The organism is Nocardioides pacificus (genome assembly GCF_054775955.1).
In genome coordinates, this window is record NZ_BAAHCI010000014.1 from 182,336 (window position 1) to 199,594 (window position 17,259).

At 68.5% G+C, this 17,259-nt stretch carries 18 protein-coding genes; 5 read left to right on the forward strand and 13 right to left on the reverse strand.

What is annotated here, in order from left to right; translation table 11 throughout:
• Positions 1 to 21: 21 nt before the first annotated feature.
• Complete coding sequence (locus ACYU7L_RS17230) at positions 22 to 1,074, forward strand: type IV toxin-antitoxin system AbiEi family antitoxin domain-containing protein (RefSeq protein ID WP_460799175.1); 1,053 nt, start codon at positions 22 to 24, stop codon at positions 1,072 to 1,074.
• Positions 1,067 to 1,978 carry a nucleotidyl transferase AbiEii/AbiGii toxin family protein gene (locus tag ACYU7L_RS17235; protein ID WP_460799179.1) on the forward strand — a complete coding sequence of 304 codons (912 nt, stop codon included), beginning with the start codon at positions 1,067 to 1,069 and terminating at the stop codon, positions 1,976 to 1,978. The genes ACYU7L_RS17230 and ACYU7L_RS17235 overlap by 8 nt, the downstream gene beginning before the upstream one ends.
• 9 nt (positions 1,979 to 1,987) lie before the next feature.
• Here ACYU7L_RS17235 and ACYU7L_RS17240 read toward each other — a convergent pair whose 3' ends face one another.
• Complete coding sequence (locus ACYU7L_RS17240; RefSeq protein WP_460799182.1) at positions 1,988 to 2,773, reverse strand: hypothetical protein; 786 nt, start codon at positions 2,771 to 2,773, stop codon at positions 1,988 to 1,990.
• A 132-nt stretch (positions 2,774 to 2,905) separates the two neighbouring features.
• Here ACYU7L_RS17240 and ACYU7L_RS17245 point away from each other — a divergent pair, with 132 nt between their 5' ends.
• On the forward strand, positions 2,906 to 3,493 hold the full coding sequence (locus ACYU7L_RS17245) for a helix-turn-helix domain-containing protein (protein ID WP_460799184.1): 588 nt from the start codon (positions 2,906 to 2,908) through the stop codon (positions 3,491 to 3,493).
• Positions 3,494 to 3,576: 83 nt separating this feature from the next.
• Positions 3,577 to 5,367, forward strand: coding sequence for a GmrSD restriction endonuclease domain-containing protein (locus ACYU7L_RS17250; protein WP_460799187.1), 1,791 nt, complete (start codon positions 3,577 to 3,579; stop codon positions 5,365 to 5,367).
• Positions 5,368 to 5,386: 19 nt separating this feature from the next.
• Here the strand turns inward: ACYU7L_RS17250 and ACYU7L_RS17255 are convergent, their stop codons facing one another.
• The 12 genes from ACYU7L_RS17255 to ACYU7L_RS17310 form a co-directional block, all read right to left on the reverse strand.
• Positions 5,387 to 6,136, reverse strand: coding sequence for a hypothetical protein (locus ACYU7L_RS17255; RefSeq protein ID WP_460799189.1), 750 nt, complete (start codon positions 6,134 to 6,136; stop codon positions 5,387 to 5,389).
• A gap of 195 nt (positions 6,137 to 6,331) precedes the next feature.
• Complete coding sequence (locus ACYU7L_RS17260; RefSeq protein WP_460799193.1) at positions 6,332 to 6,676, reverse strand: hypothetical protein; 345 nt, start codon at positions 6,674 to 6,676, stop codon at positions 6,332 to 6,334.
• Positions 6,664 to 7,257, reverse strand: a complete 594-nt coding sequence (locus tag ACYU7L_RS17265) for an excisionase (protein ID WP_460799195.1) — start codon at positions 7,255 to 7,257, stop codon at positions 6,664 to 6,666. The genes ACYU7L_RS17260 and ACYU7L_RS17265 overlap by 13 nt, the downstream gene beginning before the upstream one ends.
• A 645-nt stretch (positions 7,258 to 7,902) precedes the next feature.
• Complete coding sequence (locus tag ACYU7L_RS17270; protein ID WP_460799199.1) at positions 7,903 to 8,034, reverse strand: hypothetical protein; 132 nt, start codon at positions 8,032 to 8,034, stop codon at positions 7,903 to 7,905.
• A gap of 54 nt (positions 8,035 to 8,088) precedes the next feature.
• Positions 8,089 to 8,928: an SDR family NAD(P)-dependent oxidoreductase gene (locus ACYU7L_RS17275; RefSeq protein ID WP_460799203.1), complete on the reverse strand. Its 840-nt coding sequence runs from the start codon at positions 8,926 to 8,928 to the stop codon at positions 8,089 to 8,091.
• A gap of 54 nt (positions 8,929 to 8,982) precedes the next feature.
• Positions 8,983 to 9,747, reverse strand: a complete 765-nt coding sequence (locus ACYU7L_RS17280; protein WP_460799205.1) for an enoyl-CoA hydratase/isomerase family protein — start codon at positions 9,745 to 9,747, stop codon at positions 8,983 to 8,985.
• A 20-nt stretch (positions 9,748 to 9,767) separates the two neighbouring features.
• Positions 9,768 to 10,790, reverse strand: coding sequence for an acyl-CoA dehydrogenase family protein (locus ACYU7L_RS17285; protein ID WP_460799207.1), 1,023 nt, complete (start codon positions 10,788 to 10,790; stop codon positions 9,768 to 9,770).
• Positions 10,787 to 11,926 carry an acyl-CoA dehydrogenase family protein gene (locus ACYU7L_RS17290; protein WP_460799210.1) on the reverse strand — a complete coding sequence of 380 codons (1,140 nt, stop codon included), beginning with the start codon at positions 11,924 to 11,926 and terminating at the stop codon, positions 10,787 to 10,789. Before ACYU7L_RS17290 ends, ACYU7L_RS17285 begins: the two co-directional genes overlap by 4 nt.
• Complete coding sequence (locus ACYU7L_RS17295) at positions 11,923 to 13,092, reverse strand: CaiB/BaiF CoA transferase family protein (RefSeq protein ID WP_460799213.1); 1,170 nt, start codon at positions 13,090 to 13,092, stop codon at positions 11,923 to 11,925. Before ACYU7L_RS17295 ends, ACYU7L_RS17290 begins: the two co-directional genes overlap by 4 nt.
• Complete coding sequence (locus tag ACYU7L_RS17300; RefSeq protein WP_460799216.1) at positions 13,085 to 14,077, reverse strand: NAD(P)/FAD-dependent oxidoreductase; 993 nt, start codon at positions 14,075 to 14,077, stop codon at positions 13,085 to 13,087. Before ACYU7L_RS17300 ends, ACYU7L_RS17295 begins: the two co-directional genes overlap by 8 nt.
• Positions 14,074 to 15,228 (reverse strand): hypothetical protein, encoded by a 1,155-nt coding sequence (locus tag ACYU7L_RS17305; protein ID WP_460799220.1) that lies wholly within the window; start codon positions 15,226 to 15,228, stop codon positions 14,074 to 14,076. Before ACYU7L_RS17305 ends, ACYU7L_RS17300 begins: the two co-directional genes overlap by 4 nt.
• On the reverse strand, positions 15,225 to 15,761 hold the full coding sequence (locus ACYU7L_RS17310; protein ID WP_460799222.1) for a UGSC family (seleno)protein: 537 nt from the start codon (positions 15,759 to 15,761) through the stop codon (positions 15,225 to 15,227). Before ACYU7L_RS17310 ends, ACYU7L_RS17305 begins: the two co-directional genes overlap by 4 nt.
• A 136-nt stretch (positions 15,762 to 15,897) precedes the next feature.
• Here ACYU7L_RS17310 and ACYU7L_RS17315 point away from each other — a divergent pair, with 136 nt between their 5' ends.
• On the forward strand, positions 15,898 to 17,241 hold the full coding sequence (locus ACYU7L_RS17315) for a D-arabinono-1,4-lactone oxidase (protein ID WP_460799224.1): 1,344 nt from the start codon (positions 15,898 to 15,900) through the stop codon (positions 17,239 to 17,241).
• Positions 17,242 to 17,259: the final 18 nt, after the last annotated feature.

Sequence of the window (17,259 nt, forward strand, 5' to 3'; positions counted from 1 at the left end):
ATTGGAAGATACACTCCAAGCATGAAGTCGAAGGATGCCCTCCGTATGCTCGCTGAGGTCACCGCCTACCAGTGGGGCATGGTGACCTCGGCTCAAGCCAGCATGCACGGCATCACGCGCCTCGACCTCTCGCGACTCGCCGCCGACGGCCAGCTAGAACGCCTCGCTCACGGGGTCTACAAGGACGCCGGCGCTCCCGCGGGCCCGTATGACGACCTGAAGGCAGCCTGGCTCAGCACCGATCCAAAGGCGATGGGCGAGGCGCGCATCAAGGACCTCACCAACGGTGTCGTCGTGGCAGGAGAGTCCGCCGCCGACCTGCACGGCATCGGTGACTTCCGCGCCCTGCGGCACGAGTTCGTCTCCCCCGCCCGCCGCCAGAGCCAGCGCAGCGCCATCCGTTACCGACAGCGCACCCTGGACCCGCGCGACGTCATGCTGGTGGAAGGGCTGCCGGTCATGACGATGGAACGCACAGTTGCCGACCTGGTCGAGGATCTCCAGGACCTCAGCCTCGTTGCTGACGCACTGCGGGACGCATCCACCAAACGCCTGCTCGACCTCCCACGGCTTCGGGAACTGCTCGCTCCCCTGGCCGCACGTGACGGGTTCAGGAGGGGGGATGGCGGCGCACTGCTGGATCGGCTGATGGAAATCGCGGGAATCGACATCGACGCCCTCGCCCATCGCGTCGCCACGGACACATCTCTTGGCGCACTGGTCGCCGCCGACTTTGTCGGACGCCTCCGGAAGGATGATCTCGACCGCATCCGCGTGACGCCCAGGATGGAGGAGGCAATGCTCGCGATCCAGGCCGGGCTCGCCGAGACACTTGAGCGCACGCTCGGTCCGCAGCTTGAGCAGATCAACGCCGCCTCGAAGCAGATGCTCGCGTCGATGGCGAAGCCGATATTCGATGATCTCGCCAAGCAGATGTCCGAGCTCGTCGTGAGCGGCGATGTGATGAAGGAACTCACCAAGGGCTGGGCGCAGTCGCTCAACGAGAGCATTGCGATCAAGCCGGAGACACTCGCCCTTGCCCTAGCCGCGCAGCGGAGGGCCGGCAGTGCCTGACATCGAGGGCTACCCAACCGCCGCCGGCGTCGAGGCGGCCATCAAGGAGGCCGCGAAGAAGGCCGCGGCAGCCGACCCGTCACTCGACACCAACGAGCGAATCCGGCTAGAGCACTTCAACCGCTTCCTCAGTCGCATCTTCTCCGAGGGCGAGGAATCGGAGTGGGTGCTTAAAGGCGGCACCGGCGTACTTGCTCGCGTGCCCTCGGGCCGGACTACCCGCGACGTCGACCTCTATCGCAAGGGCTACACCCTCGACGAGGCGCTCGAAGACCTTCGTCGGCTGGCAGCCACCGACCTCAGCGATCACTTCGTGTTCCAGTACGTCCGCCACGAGAAGTCGATCGGCGGCGAGGGGCAGCCCTACATCGAGGGATACGCGGTGGCATTCGAGATCTTCATCGGTGGTCGTAGCAGGAAGATCCTGAACGTGGACCTCTCGGTCGGCGCGGGCGCCACCGCCGAGGTGACCACCGTCGAGCCGGCCAACGCGCTGCCACTGCCGAAGCTGGTCAGCCACGAGTACCGCCTCTACCCCGTCGTCGATCAGATCGCCGACAAGGTCTGCGCGACCATGACCAAGTACAACGAACGCACGTCGAGCCGGGAGAAGGACCTCGTCGACCTCGTCGTATTCGCAACCACCCAAGACATTGACGGCGCCGCACTGCGCGTCGCCATCGTCACCGAGGCACACCGACGTCAGATGGAGCCGTTCGATCACTTCGTGGTCCCAGCCACGTGGGGAGCCCGCTACGCGAAGCTGAGCAAGCCTGTCCCCCACTGCGTCGAATATCGCACCGTGGACCTCGCCGCCGATCTCGCGAAGCGGCTCATCGACCCCGCGCTCTCCGGCGATGCTGGCGGCAAGACATGGTCGCACGAGACGCTGTCCTGGGCCTGAGGCCAGTCGTCAGAGTGCCAGCCCGCCTTGACAGGCGACCTCCCCGAGCCTGTCGAGCGCATCCGCTGCGTGGCGGCGGATCGTCCGGGCCGCGAGCGCGTGATCCTCACTGACCAACTGGGCGACCGACGGCGTGGTCAGCCCAGCCCTGCCACGCCGAAGGGGTGCATCCGCAAGGTTGGCTGCGAGAGCCAGGTCCAGGAGCAAGTCGCGGTCCTGGTCGGAAAGCGCTCCTGAGCTGAGAGCCCGTCGCAGGAGCTCGATGAGTTGCTCCCGTGGCTCCTCAGCGTCCGGTTCCTCGGCCGGGATCGTCTCGTCGTACCGCTCGATGAGGACCGAGCTCGCCCACGTGGGATCGCGACGCTTGGCCAGCTCGCCCAAGCCGAGCTCGGCCATGGACTCGCGCTCAACACGCCTGAGGATCGTCGTCGCGACGTACCTGTCGTCGGCCGGGTCGTGCTCGCAGATCTGGATCCACAGTTGGCCGGCGACGACCTCGTCGATCACTTCTGAGAGCCTGCGCAGGCGGCCCGCGACCAGCGAGGCGCCGGGCACCAGCAGCCAAGCCAGTGCGACGTACGCACGCCGATCGTTCATGGCCACGCGATAAAGCCCCGCGAGCACGGCGTCCCGCTCGGCGGGCTTTGCCTGCTTCATCCATCGCGGCAGCACCGCGATGTGGTCGACGCCGCTCAGCGCCCGCTCAATGTCCTGCCAGCGAGGCCACTCGGCGCGTACTTCCTGCATGTTCGGGACGTCGAGGTCATCGACGCCCAGGCACTTCGCAACGCTCATCACGCTGCTCCTTCCTGTTGGCCCAGGGGTGGGCGACAGGTAGGTGTGCAGGCACTCCCAGATCGCGAAGAATAGATCTGTCTGGATATGTACGATGCTGGTGTGGCGAACTGGAGACCTCAGCCGAAGACGGTGATCGAGGAAGCCCGCTTGGCGAGCGGGCTGGGCCAGGCCGAGCTCGCTTCCCTCTCCGGGACCTCGCAACCGACGCTCTCGGCATACGAGCGCGGCAAGAAGACTCCCGGCCTCGCGGTGGCCGAGCGCATCGTGAACGCCGCCGGCTGGAACATCGCCCTCCAGCCTCGAGTCAGCTTCACCGAGCACCCGACGCCTCCGGGATTCCAATTCCCGTTCACCGTCCCCGACCGGCTATGGCGGCTCGAAGCGCCGGCTTGCTTCCGCACGATCAAGTTCTTCGACCTGATCGACGAGGACAACGACAAGTTCTGGTGGGATCTGTCGATCCGCGCCGACCGCAAGCTCGTCTACGAGCGACTCATCACGTACGGCGACGAGGGGAGCTTGCGCCTCTACCTCGACGCCGCTCTCCTCATCGACCTGTGGCCCGAGATGAACGTACCCGAGCCGATGCGCACCCATTGGGCGGCGGTCATCGACGCCACGCTTCATGCGCCGATCCCGCCCGAGCAGGAGATCGGCCGCCGCGACGAGGACACCCGGCGCACGCCCGTCGACTTAGTCAGGCACGCAACCTCGTAGGCCGAGGATGTCGCGGCACCCATTGCCCGGTGCGTGTCGGAGGATCCCGCTAGCGTGTCTCACGAGCGAGCGAGGGAGCAGCAATGGCGAAGTACTCGGTGACGCAGTCCGCTGTCACGCAGTTGTTGGCAGACGTGAAGAGCGACCGGATCGCGATCCCGGAGCTCCAGCGTCCGTTCGTCTGGGACAGCGTCAAGGTCCGCGACCTGATGGACTCGCTCTACAAGGGCTACCCCGTCGGCTACCTGATCACCTGGCAGTCGGTCGGCGCCAAGCTTAAGGGCGGCCAAGTCGCCGCTCACCAACAGATCCTGATCGACGGCCAGCAGCGCATCACCGCGCTCAGGGCGGCCGTCGCCGGCCTCAAGGTGATCAACAAGCGGTACAAGTCCGTCCGGATCACGATCGCCTTCAACCCGATCACCGAGGAGTTCGCGACGCTGACCCCGGTGATCCGGAAGAACCCACAATGGATCGCCGACATCAGCGAGTACTTCAACTCCGAGTCGCCGCTGTCTTTCGCACGCGAGTACCTCGAACGCAACCCCGACGTCGACGCCAAGATCTTCGAGACCAACCTCGCCCACCTCAGCCGGATCCAGAACGCGCAGATCGGCATCATCAGCCTCGCCGACGACCTCGACGTCGAGACTGTCTCGGAGATCTTCATCCGGATCAACTCCAAGGGCGTCCCGCTGAGCAGCGCCGACTTCGCGATGAGCAAGATCGCGACGTACGGCGACCGGGGCCGCAACCTCCGGAAACTCATCGACTACTTCTGCCACCTCGCCGTGGCGCCGCACGCCTACTCGGACATCAAGGAGAACGATGGCGAGTTCGCGGCCACCAGTTACCTCAAGGCGATCAGCTGGTTGAAGGACGAGGCCGAGGACCTCTACGACCCTGAGTACAGCGACGTGATCCGCGTCGCGGGGCTGGTCGGCTTCAGCCGGGGCAAGGCCTCCAGCATCGTGAGTGAGCTCTCTGGTCGCGACCCGGAGACCCGCAAGGTTGACGAGGAACGCATTCCGGTCGCCTACGACAAGCTCGAAGCGGCGCTCCTGAAGATCGTCAACAACTTCCACTTCGACAACTTCCTTATGCTCATCAAGTCGGCGGGCTTCATCAGTCCTGGCATGGTGAACTCCCGCAACGCGCTCAACTTCGCCTACGCGCTCTATCTCCGCCTGCGAGACGACAAAGACATGAGCGAGGGCGAGCGCAAGCGCATCGTGAAGCGCTGGTTCGTGATGTCGATGCTCACCGGCCGACACTCCGGAAGCTTCGAGTCCACCTGGGAGCAAGACATCCGCCGCATCGGTGAGCAAGGTGCTGCCAACTACCTCAAGCAGGTCGAGGAGTCCGAACTCTCCGACGCCTTCTGGGCCGTCACTCTTCCCGCCGCTTTGGAGACGACGAGCACGGTCAGCCCCTTCTTCCAGACCTTCCTAGCTGCCCAGGTCGCGAACAACTCCCGCGGATTCCTCTCCAAAGGCATCACCGTCGCGGCGATGACCCAGCAGTCGGGCGACATCCACCACATCGTCCCCAAGGACTACCTGCAGAAGAATGGCTATCCCGACCGCGGCGACTACAACCAGGTCGCCAACTTCGCCCTGACCGAGACGTCGATCAACATCAGCATCAGCAACAAGCCGCCGGCGATCTATATGGCACAGGTGAATGCTCAGATCGAATCTGGGGCGCTGACACTCGGCGAGATCACCGATGCAGACGACCTCGCCCGCAACCTGACCGAGAGCGCCGTGCCAGCCATGCTCGCCGATGTCACCGCCGGCTCCTACCACGAGTTCCTCGCCGAGCGTCGCCGACTCATGGCGGCGATCATTCGCGACTATTACCAAACCCTCTGAGGCCCCTCTGGCGCTCCGATCAGTCCAACTCGTCGAGCCGGGCCCGCAGCCGTCGCGCCTCCGTCTCCGCCCGTGCGACCTGCTCTTCGAGCAGTTCCCGCTCCGACTTGGCAGGCTTAGCCGGCTTGGGCGGCGGGATGAGCCATCCGATCCGCTGGTACCCGGTGATCTGGCGCGCATGGGCACATGCGCAGCAGGCCTGCTCCGGGGTTGGCCTCGGCCAGCGGAACTCGATCATCTTCCGCATGTGGGCACGCTCGATCTGGCACTTCGGTGAGGCCTCAGGATCGGTCGCCCAGTACTCCTCCATTTCGGCCTTCATCTCGCGTGCCCGCTTGACCGTCGCCGTCTTCGGTCCGGAATCTGGGGTCCAGTCGACGTCGGTCACGACGTGGTCGTAGTGGTGACCGCAGGCAAGGAGCACGCGCCAGAACCGAGAACTCGTTGGCTTGTCGTGCCGAATGATCTTCCAGGTGTCTGGCGCCCAGCCTTCCTTTGGCTCGATTGGATCGGCTTCAAAGTCGACCAGATCGCTTGACACCCACTCGCGGATGTCGCGGTAAGGCTTCGGTTCCTCCCAATGGCTCTTGTCGCGGCACCACATTTCGCCAGCGTTCAGGTTGGTCTGGGTGAGGTTGTCGTGATGGCGGCGTTCGTCAGGGAACCGATCGGGTCCGATGGTCAGCACCTCGTCGACGTGGCCGCACTCGAGTTCGACCTTCCACCGGTAGAGCTTCCGCGGATCCGGCAAGAGGAGCGGCGCCAGCACGGGATCAATGTGTTGCCTGCGCTCCGCGACATACGCCTCGACTTCATCGAGTACCTCGCGACGTGGCCGGGCTGGGCCGGCCACCCTCCGCAGAAGCCTGCCCGGACAACCGTCGGTGTTCGCAACATCTTGCGCAGTACTCACCTGACGAGCCTCTCCCAGATCAGCGACGTCGGCAACGGCGGTCAGACGGCGTTACCAGCGCCTTCGCTGACGGGACATCCAGTAGATGTGGTCCATTCCCTCGCGATCGAGATCGGCGTGCGGAAGTTCGCCGCGCTCCCGAAACTGCCACATCACCGCTCGCGCAGCGGCGATGGTCAAGCCCTGGTCGAGCAGCTCCTTGAACGCGTCGAGCGACGCCCTCGTGACTCGATAGTGCGCCTGGCCCGGCGCGTAGAAGACTCGTTCAAGGCACCAGCAGATCTCGTTTGCTTTCCAGCTCGGCACGTCGAGTTCCAAGGCGACGCGCTTCGCGGACACAAGCAGCTTCGGGGGATCCGGCGGCTCCCAATGCTCGGGCCGCATCATCGCCACCACGAGGCACGGGCTGATTCCCGTGGCATCGAGCTCACCCAGGCCAGGAGCGAACCGTAGACAATCCGGTAGTTCTTGCCGCCCTCACCGATAAACACCCGATCGAGATCGCCGAACGACACGGCCTGACGGATGGCATGCTCCGGCAGGCTCAACATCCACGCCGCTTCCTTCACCGTCACGAGCACCTTCTCGTCGTACGGGTCCGTTCGCGACGCAGTGAACAACGCGTCCCCAACAGGGCGCCCGCCGCTACGACGCTTGCCCGCCGGTGAATCCACCGTGAGGTCGACCGCAGGCTCCGCCTGCTGCTTGGCCTTGGGTCGGCCTGCGACTCTTGCGGCCGCCGCGGGTTCGGCAACGCCGGCGCGTTCCTGCGCTGGCGCGGGCTCCGGCCCGAAGTGCCCGGGCGGATACTCCCCGTGGACTACGTAATGGCGGCCCGCATCGGTCAACTCCGCATGCCACCGCGGGCCACGTCCCTTGATCTTCACCAGCCGTCGGTTCGACAGTGCCCGCGCGGTCAGTCGCTGCGGGTTCGTGGCCGCCCCGTCAGCTTGACCGTCCGCGAGCCAGCGGAGCACCGCGTGTTGAGTTTCGTTTAGCCGTGGTTTCACGGCAACTGAGCGTAGGGGTCGCACACGAGCGGCATGGCCTCGGATCACACGAGGTCGTGCGAATCGTCGGACCCAACGTCCACACTGGGACGATCGGGCGTGGCGCTCCATGTGCTGCGTCACCGGGACCGATCCGTTCAGCCCCTACGGACCGTCGGAATGCGGCTCGTCGCATGACCGGAGGCTGTGTGAGATTCCGCAGGGATTCCGCAGGAGATCCGTTCGAGGCCGAAATCGGCCAACATTGACCATCGCGCGAGATCGGCTTTTGCCCAGGTCAGACCATGTTTTCCCGAGATGCTCGGCACCACCCAACACCGTCTGCGGTGTTCGAGCTCTACTACGACATCTGAGCGACCTCGCTGATCGAGCTTGTCGAGATCCGGCTCCTGACCTGCGGAAACGCAGGATCAGGGGCCGTTTCTCGTTGTGCGCATCGTGACGCGACGCTTCGCTCAGGCGTGCAGGCAGCGACAGGCCGAGCAGGTCCGGCCCAGCGATGCCGAGGGGCACCAGCCTGGTGTCGTAGGTGACGCGCCGCCCCTGGTGATCGAGTCCGTGCAGACCTTGGGCCGGCGACCGTTCCGCCGGCCCCCTGAGGAACCGTGTCCGTCAGCTCCTCGTCCGCTCCAGCCGGGTCCAGCCGCTCCAACCGCGCTCCTCGAGCAGGCGCATCAGGTCGCGCCCGACCGGGACCAGGCTGAGGAACCACTCGTCGAGCAGCGCCGCCAGGTCGTCGGGCATGCCGCCGTCCTACGTCAGGTCAAGCCCGTGCCGCGGGAGTCGGCCGAGCCGCGGCTAGGCCTTGGGCTCCTTGATCCGCATGTGCCGCACCAGGATCGCGTCGCGAGCTCGGGTGGGCAGGTGCTGGTTGAGGAAGAAGAAGATCGAGCTCATCGTGTCGACCTGGTTGAAGAGCTTCGGCTTCTCGGCGAGGACGACCTCCGCCATCCGCGCCGCGGCGACCGCGGGAGTGGTGGCCGACTCGACCAGCTCGTTGTCGCGCTTGATGAACCTGTTGGCCCGCTCGAAGTACGGCGAGCTCGGGTCGGGCAGCTTGAGCGACTTCTTCGCGAAGCCCGTCGACACCTGGGCAGGCTCGATGAGCGCCACCTTGATGCCGAACGGCTCGAGCTCGAACTTGAAGGACTGCACCATGCCCTCGAGGGCGAACTTCGTCGAGGAGTAGATGGACTCGAACGGGAAGGGCACCCGGCCGACGAGGGAGGCGACGGCGACGAGCTTCCCGGAGCGCCGCTCGCGCATGCTCGGGATGAAGGCCTGGAACAGCGCCGCCGCCCCGATGACGTTGATCTCGAAGGCGCGCAGTGCGGCGTCGAGATCGACCTCCTCGAGCGGTCCGAAGAACGGCACACCGACGTTGGACATCACCGTGTCGACGTGGCCGAACTTCGCCAGCACTCCCTCGCCGAACGTCCGCACTCCCGCGCGGTCACGGATGTCGAGCGGCAAGAGGTGATGCTGGACGCCGAGTTCGTCGAGCTCATCGGCCAGGGACTTCAGGCCTGCCTCGTCGAGGTCGAAGCCGGCGATGGACACGCCCTTGGCGGCGAGCAGCAGCGCTGTCTGGCGCCCCATGCCGTCGGCCAGGCCGCTGATCACTACACGCTGGGTCATCTGATGCTCCTTGGGTTGAGGTCGTGAGGTGGCGCCGAGGAGACCCGGATCGGGTCAGCGCCCCCGGAAGGTGGGTTCGCGTCGCTCCAGCGACGCGGTGATGCCGATGGCGGCGTCCTCGGTCTGCCAGAGCGCTTCTTGCTGGTCGAGCTCGTGTGCCATCGCGGCCTCGAGACCGTCGAGGAGCGCACGACGAAGGGTCGCCCGGATCGACCGAACGGCGAGCGGGGCGGCGGTGGCGAGCTCTCCGGCCAGCTCGAGCGCAGCGGCCCGCTCATCTCCCGGATCGACGAGCTGGTCGACGAGCCCGACCGCGACAGCGCGCTCGCCACCGACCCGGCAGCCGCTCAGCAGCATGTGAGCCGCGTGCGACGAGCCGACGATCCGGGGCAGCGTGACGCTGAGCGCGAAACCGGGGTGGAACCCGAGCCGGGCGAAGTTGGCCTCGAAGCGGGAGGTGGACGACGCGACACGGAAGTCCGCCGCACAGGCCAGCCCCAGCCCGCCGCCGACGGCAGCGCCCTGGACGGCGGCCACGATCGGGATCTCCAGTGCGAACACCCGACGGGCCTGGGCGTAGACCGCGGCCGCGGCCTCCCGCGGCGACACCTCGCCGCTGCCGCCCGAGAGACTCGCACCGGCGCAGAAGTGCTTGCCCTCCGAGCAGAGCACGATCGCTCGCGCCCCCTCCTCCTGGGCCTGCTCCCCCGCGTCCGCGATCGCTCCGAGCAGGTCGCGATCGAAGAAGTTCGCCGGTGGCCGGTGCATCTCGACGACAGCGACATGGCCCTCGCGCATGAGCGTCACGGCGTCAGTCATCGCGTCGGTCATCTCGTCGCTCACAGCGTCAGCGCTCCCTGGTCGGTGGCGAGCCGGGCCACCTCGCCGGCGGCGAGGGCAGCAGCGCCGATGCGCTCGCCGAGCCCGGACTCGGTGCCCCAGTCACCGCGCCAGGCGTTGAGCCGGCGTGTGTGGTCCTGCAGGGCGTACTCCCGCGTCATGCCGATCGCGCCGTGCGCCTGGTGGCCCGAGGCGATGCTGACCGCCGCGTTCTGGTCGGCCACCAGCTTCGCTGCCGCCGCGGCGAACGAGGCATCCTCGCCGCTCTCCAGCGCGGCTGCCGCACGCTCGGCCGACACCCGCGTCATCACCGCCATCTGGGCCAGGAAGACCAGGTGCCGCCGGACGGCCTGGAAGGTCCCGACCGGCCGCCCGAACTGCTCGCGCTCATAGACGTAGCGGTTGGTGAGGTCATAGACGGCCTGCATCGCCCCGGCCATCTGGACGGCTCGGAGCGCCGCGCCTCGCTGCGCGAGCAGGTCTGCGCTGACGGCGCCGGGCATCACCTGCGCCGAGGCGTCCTCGAACGTGAGGGCGTCGCGCGGCTGGCCGGCGATGTCGCGACCCGCGACCACGTGCGCTGTCGCCGGGTCCAGGAGCACGACCTGGTCACCGACCACCGCGACGACACGCTCGACCGACCCTCCCCAGGCGACGTCGCGCAGGGTGCCGGAGGCGCGGCCCTCCTTGACGACGAGCCCGTCCTGCGGCGGCGCGACCGACCACGGCGCGGTGCCGTCGACCCGACCGCCCGAGGACGACACGGCCCAGGCCGCGAGGTGGGTCTCGAGCAGCGGCAGGGGTACGGCGTGCTGCCCCGACGCGCGCAGCACCGTCAGCAGGTCGTCGAGCAAGCCACCTTGGCCGCCGGCGGTCTCGTCGATGCCGACCCACGGGAGGCCGATCTCGGCGACCCTCCCCCACAGGTCGGTGAGCAGCGAGGTCCGCTCCGCCTCGACCACCAGCTCATGGCTGACATGGTCGGTGAAGAGCCGGGTGACGAGGTCCTGGAGGTCGCTCATTTGCGGAGCTCCTTCGCGATCAGGTTGTGGAGGATCTCGGTGGTGCCGCCCCGCAGGGTCCACGACGGCTTGGTGAGGACCGCGGTGGCAAGCAGCGCCTCGTAGGTGTCCTCGGAGGCGGGATCAGGCATCCGCCCCAGGTGACGCACCACGATCTCGATGCACTCCTGCTCGAAGCGGGTCGCCATGTCCTTGACCAGGGCGGCCTCGGTCATGGGCAGCTGGCCGGCGTCGACCATCCGGGCCAGCGACAGCGACATCCCGTGGAAGGCCCAGCAGCGCGTCAGGATGCCGGCCAGGTCTGCCTTCAGCCGCGCATCGCCTGACGCCTGCTCGCGCCTCACCCACTGCTCGAGCACCGGCATCGCGGACATCCAGCGGTCCACGCCGCCCCGCTCGAGCACGAGCTCGTCCTGGTTCTGCATCCAGCCCCAGCCCACCTCGCCCAGTCGGCGCGAGTCGGGCACGAACACCTCGTCGAAGGTGACGAGGCAGAAGTGGTCCTCGCCGTCGATGAAGGTGATCGGCTCGACCGTGAGGCCCGGTGAGGGCCGCTCGATGATGAACTGCGTGAGCCCGCTGTGCTTGTCCTCATCGGTGCGGAAGAGGCCGAGGATGTAGTCGGCCAGGTGCGCGCCCGAGGTCCAGATCTTGCTGCCGCTGATCACCCAGCCGACCTCGCCCGCACGCTCGGAGCGGACCGCCTTGGCCTTGAGCGACGCGAGGTCGGAGCCGGCATCGGGCTCCGACATGCCGATCGCGAACATCACCTCGCCGGCCGCGATGCGCGGCAGGAACTCGTGCTTCTGCTCCTCGGTCCCGTGCAGCGCGATCGACGGACCGGACTGCCGGTCGGCGATCCAGTGGTAGCCGACCGGGGCACCCCGGGCAAGCAGCTCCTCCACGACGACCAGCCGCTCGACCGCCGTACGCCCGCGTCCGCCGAACTCGGTCGGCAGCGCCATCCCGAGCCAGCCCTGCGCCCCCAGGTCGCGGGAGAACTGCGGGTCGACGGCGCCGATCATGCCGAGGCCGACGGGATAGCCGCCGGCGGGCAGTCTCTCGTCGAGCCACGTGCGGACCTCCTGCTGCAGCTCGCGCTCGGCGGGCGAGAGCTCGGTGGCGGTCAGCCTCATGCCAGGGTCCTCTCGTCGTCCCAGACCGAGCCACCCGCGAGGGCCTGCTCGGTGTGCTCCCCGACCGTCGGGGCCGGGCGGCGTACGTTCGCCGGGGTGGCGGAGAAGTTGGCCAGCTGCGGCAGGACGCGGTAGCTCCCCGCGACGGGGTGCTCGGCGAGCGGCAGCCCGTCCACGAGGTCCTGCAGGGTCACCATGGGTACGGCGGGGATCGACTCGCGGCGGCAGAAGTCCAGCCACTCCTGCGTCGTACGCCGCGGCACCACCGCGCGGAACAGCGGGTAGAGCTCGTGGGCGTGCTTGATCGCCTCGGCCAGCGACGAGAAGCGCGGGTCGTCGAGCAGCTGGGTCTCGCCGACGTCGACGAAGATCTTCAGGAAGTGGCCCGGGTGGTAGGGCAGGATCTGGATCCAGCCGTCCTTCGTCCGCTGAGGGCGTCGCTCCGGCGTCATCACCCGCGGGTAGCCGGTCGCCGGCGCGTCGCCCTGCGGCGTCGGCGGCTCCGGGATCGCACCGGCGCCGTGCTCGGCGAGCATGAACGCCGTCATCGCCTGCACCATGGGCACCTCGACGTGCTGGCCCTGCCCGGTGCGCGACCTGTGGAAGAGGGCGGCGGTGACGGCCTGCGCGATCGCCAGCCCGCAGACCTTGTCGGCCAGGATCGTCGGCAGCAGGCTCGGCTCCCCGGCCACGCGGTCCATCATGTCCCCGACGCCCACGGCGGCCTGGATGATGTCGTCGTACGCGGGACGGTCCTCGTCTCCAGAGCCGAGCGCCCAGCCCTGGGCCTGGCAGTAGACGACGTCTGGGTTGAGCTCCTTGACGCTGTCGTAGTCCAGGCCGAGTCCGCGCAGCGATCGCGGCAGCATGGTCGCCACGACGACGTCCGCCTCAGCGACGAGCCGGCGCACCACGGCTGCCTGCTCCGGGGACTTGAGGTCGAGGGAGACCGAGCGCTTGTTGCGCAACAGGTTGAGGGCGATCCCCGAGAGCCCTGCGGTGGGGCCGGGGCCCATGACGCGGTTGGTGTCTCCGCCGGCGGCCTCGATCATCACGACGTCGGCGCCCTGGTCGGCGAGGACCTGGGTGGCGAACGGCCCCATCACCACCCGGGAGAGGTCGACGACGCGGACGCCCTGCAGGGGTCCGGTGGGCTGGTCAGACATGGGTGTCCTCCAAGTAGCGCTGGGTCTCGAGGGCGGCGGCGCACCCGGCGCCCGCCGCGGTGACGGCCTGCCGGAACCGGTCGTCGGCGACGTCGCCGGCGACGAACACGCCGGGGACATCCGTCGCCCCGCCCGGACCGGTGACGTGGACGTGCTTCGACGTGGTCAGCCCGAGCGCCCCGTCGACGAGCTCGGAGCGGGGCGTGTGCCCGATGGCGACGAAGAGCCCCTGCACCCGCAGCTCCTGGGGGGCAACGCCGTCCGTGGTGACCGACACTGCCTCCAGGCGCCCGTTCGAATCGGCGTGCAGATCGCTGACCGTTGCGTTCGTGTGCACGACGACGTTGGGTCGCGCCCGCACCCGCTCGAGCATGACCGGGCTGCACCGGAACCGCCCGCGACGGTGGATCAGGTGCACGCGTCGCGCGTACTGCGAGACGGCCAGCACCTCCTCCATCGCGCTGTCGCCGCCGCCGACCACCGCGACCTCGCGGCCCTTGAACAGTGGGGCCTCGCAGATCGCGCAGTAGGCGACGCCGTTGCCGCCGCCGAGCTCGGCCTCGTTGGGCAGGCCCAATCGCAAGGGCGCGGCACCGGTCGCCAGGACGAGGGAGCGGGCGCGCAGCGTGCCGCTGGGCGTGACGACCTCGTGGAGGCCGCCGTCCGACGCGAGCCGGAGGTGCTCGGCGTCGAGGGTGAAGACGCGCGCACCGGCGTTCTCGGACTGCTCGCGCATCCGCGCCATCAGCTCCGGGCCGTCGATGCCCTGGGGGAACCCCGGGAAGTTCTCCACGACGGCCGTGTCCATCAGCTGCCCGCCGGCCGACGTCCCCGCCACCACGACCGGGCTCGCGCAGGCGCGTGCCAGGTAGATCGCGGCCGTGTAGCCGGCCGGTCCGCCCCCGACGACGACCGCGTCGACCGGCTCGTCGACGGGGAGCTGCGGAGCGGCCGGGGCGTTCGCCCAGAGGCTCGCGCCGCTCACTCAGCCTCCAGGTCGTTGGACCAGCTCGCGGTCTCGTTGAGCGGGGCGACCTCGAAGGCGTCGCCGGAGCTGCGGGGCAGGCGGACGGTCTGGCTCCACATGGCAGCGAAGGTCGGCATCCAGGCGGAGTGCTTGCCGGTGCCGCCGGCCACGATCAGCCGGATGTCCTCAGGCGCCCGGGCGATCGGCACCCGGTGGCCCCACTCCTCCAGCTTGAGCCGGTAGCCGCCCCAGAGGCTGGCCTCCTCGAGCTTCTCCCTGCCGACGCGGGTGGCGTCGACCCGAGCGTGCTCGAAGAGGAACTCCTGTGCGCCGCGCCGGTCCAGCCCGGAGTCGGCGAGGACCCGGGCGTGCTCCGGTCCGAGGGCGATGAACTGGTCGCCACCGCGGTAGATCGTGTTCGCGCCGGGCACCGACATCGTCGCCGCCATGGTCCTCAGCAGGTTCTCACCGGTGCTGGACTGGTGGTCGTTGATGTTGTGCGGCCCTTCGACAGCGGCGACGGTGACCACGTTGTCCGCCGGGTCGTGGTCCCAGGCCAGGTCCGCGGCGTACGACGACCACGGGCTCTCGGTCTGGTTCTCCGCGAAGCAGAACGACCACTTCGCAGGTGTGCCCTGGGTGGCGCGGTCGATGTCCCCCTCCCCCTCGCCCTCGCCGGGGCGGGCGCCGCCGATGTTCATCGCGACCAGTCGGACGGCACGCCCGATCGTGCCGTTGGCGCGATGGCCCGACCCCATGCAGCCGGCGCCGCCGCTGATCCCCAGCGCGCCGGTGATCGGACCCTGCACGACGACCATCAGCGCGCAGGGGTGGGTCGTCATCTGCATGCCGTAGAGGTTGAAGTCCGGTTGCTGCATCCCGACGATGGCCGCCTCGAGCACCGGCATGTACTCAGGGAGGCAGCCCGCCATGACGGCGTTGGCGGCCAGGCCGCGCATGGTCAGCTCGCCTCCGCGGGGTGCGATCGTGCCCAGCGGGGCGTCGGGGTCGCGGGTCGCCGCCGCCAGGAACCGCTCCACCCGCTCCGGCGTGGGGACGACGACGGGAAGACCGTCGGTCCACCCCCACTGCAGCAGCCTCTCGGCGGCGGTCACCTCGTCGCCGGCGTCGGCGATCTCGATCAGGTCCTGGGGCGTGGTGGTGCTCATGCTTCCTTCTTCCCGGTCAGGGCCGCCACGACGGCGTCCAGGGCTGCGGTGGTGACTCGGTCGAACGCCTCCTGCGGCGCGATGCCGCCGATCGGGTGCGCGACCACGGAGAGACCGAGCGCCTCTGCCCCCTGGATCGCGAGCACCTGCTTGGAGAAGCCCTCGAACTGCGTGGAGGCCATGCCGCACACGGGCAGCCCGCGATGGGCGAGCGCGACCATGTCGGCGATGGCCCACGAGGCGCACGAGCCGCAGTCCAGCATCGCGACGACGGCGGCGTCGCACTCGTCGGCGACCTGGTCGAGCAGTTGGTCGGTCGCGCCGATCGACGGCACCCGCTTGGCGTACAGACGCGGGGCGATGCCGTGGCGCTGGAGCAGGCCCGAGGCCACGCCCTCGAGCACCTTGTCGGCGTTGGTCTTGCTGTTGCTGAGGAATCCGACGGTCAGGCCCGCAAGTCCCTCGACGGTGAGCCGTGGGACGGACTGAGGGGCCGCCTCGAAGCTCGTCGGATTCACAATCATCACGCCCATGCGTGCTCCTTGGTCGGTGTCGTCACTCGTGGCGGAACGGTTGACGTGGTGTGAGCGCCGCCATATTGTCCGTGACACGCATCATATGCTTCTCGGAAGTTACGAACAAGAGACATTACGAGTTAAGGAATAAATGATGAGCACTCGTCGCCCGGCCGGTGCAGAGGTCTCCGCGGACGGCACCTGGACGAACTTCTCCCAGCGCGTCAGCGTGCGTCCCCAGCGCGCCGTCGCCCCCGCCGACCTGGACGCTCTGCGCCGGGTGCTGACGGAGGCCGCCGCGGAGGGCTCGCACGTCCGCGTGGTCGGCAGCGGCCACTCCTACAACGACGTCGCCATCGCTCCGGAGACCCAGGTCTCCCTGCGCCACCTGAACCGGGTGCTGCACGTGGACACCGCCGCCACACAGCTGACGGTCCAGGGCGGTGCGACACTGCGCGAGATCCGCGGCGAGCTGGCTCGCCACGACTGGGCGTTCGCCAACATGGGCGACATCGATCACCAGTCGATCGGCGGCGCCCTGTCGACCGGCACCCACGGCACCGGCCTGCGGATGCCGGCCTTCGCCTCGCAGGTGGTCGCGCTGGAGCTGATGCTGGCCGACGGCTCGGTCGTCCGGTGCAGCGCCGAGGACGGCGGCGACCTGTGGGACGGCGCCCGCGTCAGCCTGGGAGCGCTCGGCATCATCATCGCGGTGACCATCCAGGCGGTGCCCGCCTACAACCTGCGGCGCTCGGACGCCGTCATCACGCGTGAGCAGGCCTTCGCGCTGCTCGCGGACCCGCCCGAGACCGGCCACGTCGGGCTCTACTTCATGCCCTACATCGACCAGGTACTGATGTGGACCGCCGAGCGCACGAGCGACCCGGTGGACAAGCCCACCGCGCTCGGCGAGTGGTTCCGCGACGTCGTCAAGGTCAACCACGGGCTGAACGCGATGGGCATGGTGGCCCGCCGCGCGCCGCGGATGGTGCCGTCACTGAGCCGTGCGTTCGCCCGCGGCATCAAGCCGGAGACGACCGTCGACACCTACGACAAGGTCTTCCTGCGGCCGCTGTTCGTGCGTCACGACGCCTGGGAGTTCGGTGTCCCGCTCGAGAGCGCCTCCGACAGCGTGCGCGCACTGATGAGCAGCATCGAGGACGCGCGGCTGCCGTACGCCTTCCCCTGCGAGACCCGGATCGCGCCCGCCGAGACGGCCTGGCTGCACCCGACCTACGGTCGCCCGACGGCTTGCATCGGCGCCGCCATCCATCCCGGCGTCGACGTCGACTCCGCCTGGCAGCAGGCGCAACGGGCAGCCGTGGCCCTCGGCGGCCGACCACACTGGGGCAAGTGGCACACCCTCGATGCCTCCGAGCTCCGCGGGCTCTATCCCCGCTGGGACGACTTCCAGACGCTGCGCGCGTCGATGGACCCCGACGGTCTCTTCGGCAGCCCGTCGATCGACCGCATCCTCGGCCCGGTCTCGCGTCCCTGACCAGCGGAGGATCAGTAG

Excerpts from the sequence above, each read along its gene's own strand:
- ACYU7L_RS17230 (WP_460799175.1), top strand. The coding sequence starts at position 22 with ATGAAGTCGAAGGATGCCCTCCGTATGCTCGCTGAGGTCACCGCCTAC.
- ACYU7L_RS17240 (WP_460799182.1), bottom strand. The coding sequence starts at position 2,773 with ATGAGCGTTGCGAAGTGCCTGGGCGTCGATGACCTCGACGTCCCGAAC.
- ACYU7L_RS17250 (WP_460799187.1), top strand. The coding sequence starts at position 3,577 with ATGGCGAAGTACTCGGTGACGCAGTCCGCTGTCACGCAGTTGTTGGCA.
- ACYU7L_RS17270 (WP_460799199.1), bottom strand. The coding sequence starts at position 8,034 with ATGCCCGACGACCTGGCGGCGCTGCTCGACGAGTGGTTCCTCAGCCTG.
- ACYU7L_RS17275 (WP_460799203.1), bottom strand. The coding sequence starts at position 8,928 with ATGACCCAGCGTGTAGTGATCAGCGGCCTGGCCGACGGCATGGGGCGC.
- ACYU7L_RS17280 (WP_460799205.1), bottom strand. The coding sequence starts at position 9,747 with ATGACTGACGCCGTGACGCTCATGCGCGAGGGCCATGTCGCTGTCGTC.
- ACYU7L_RS17285 (WP_460799207.1), bottom strand. The coding sequence starts at position 10,790 with ATGAGCGACCTCCAGGACCTCGTCACCCGGCTCTTCACCGACCATGTC.
- ACYU7L_RS17290 (WP_460799210.1), bottom strand. The coding sequence starts at position 11,926 with ATGAGGCTGACCGCCACCGAGCTCTCGCCCGCCGAGCGCGAGCTGCAG.
- ACYU7L_RS17295 (WP_460799213.1), bottom strand. The coding sequence starts at position 13,092 with ATGTCTGACCAGCCCACCGGACCCCTGCAGGGCGTCCGCGTCGTCGAC.
- ACYU7L_RS17305 (WP_460799220.1), bottom strand. The coding sequence starts at position 15,228 with ATGAGCACCACCACGCCCCAGGACCTGATCGAGATCGCCGACGCCGGC.
- ACYU7L_RS17310 (WP_460799222.1), bottom strand. The coding sequence starts at position 15,761 with ATGGGCGTGATGATTGTGAATCCGACGAGCTTCGAGGCGGCCCCTCAG.
- ACYU7L_RS17315 (WP_460799224.1), top strand. The coding sequence starts at position 15,898 with ATGAGCACTCGTCGCCCGGCCGGTGCAGAGGTCTCCGCGGACGGCACC.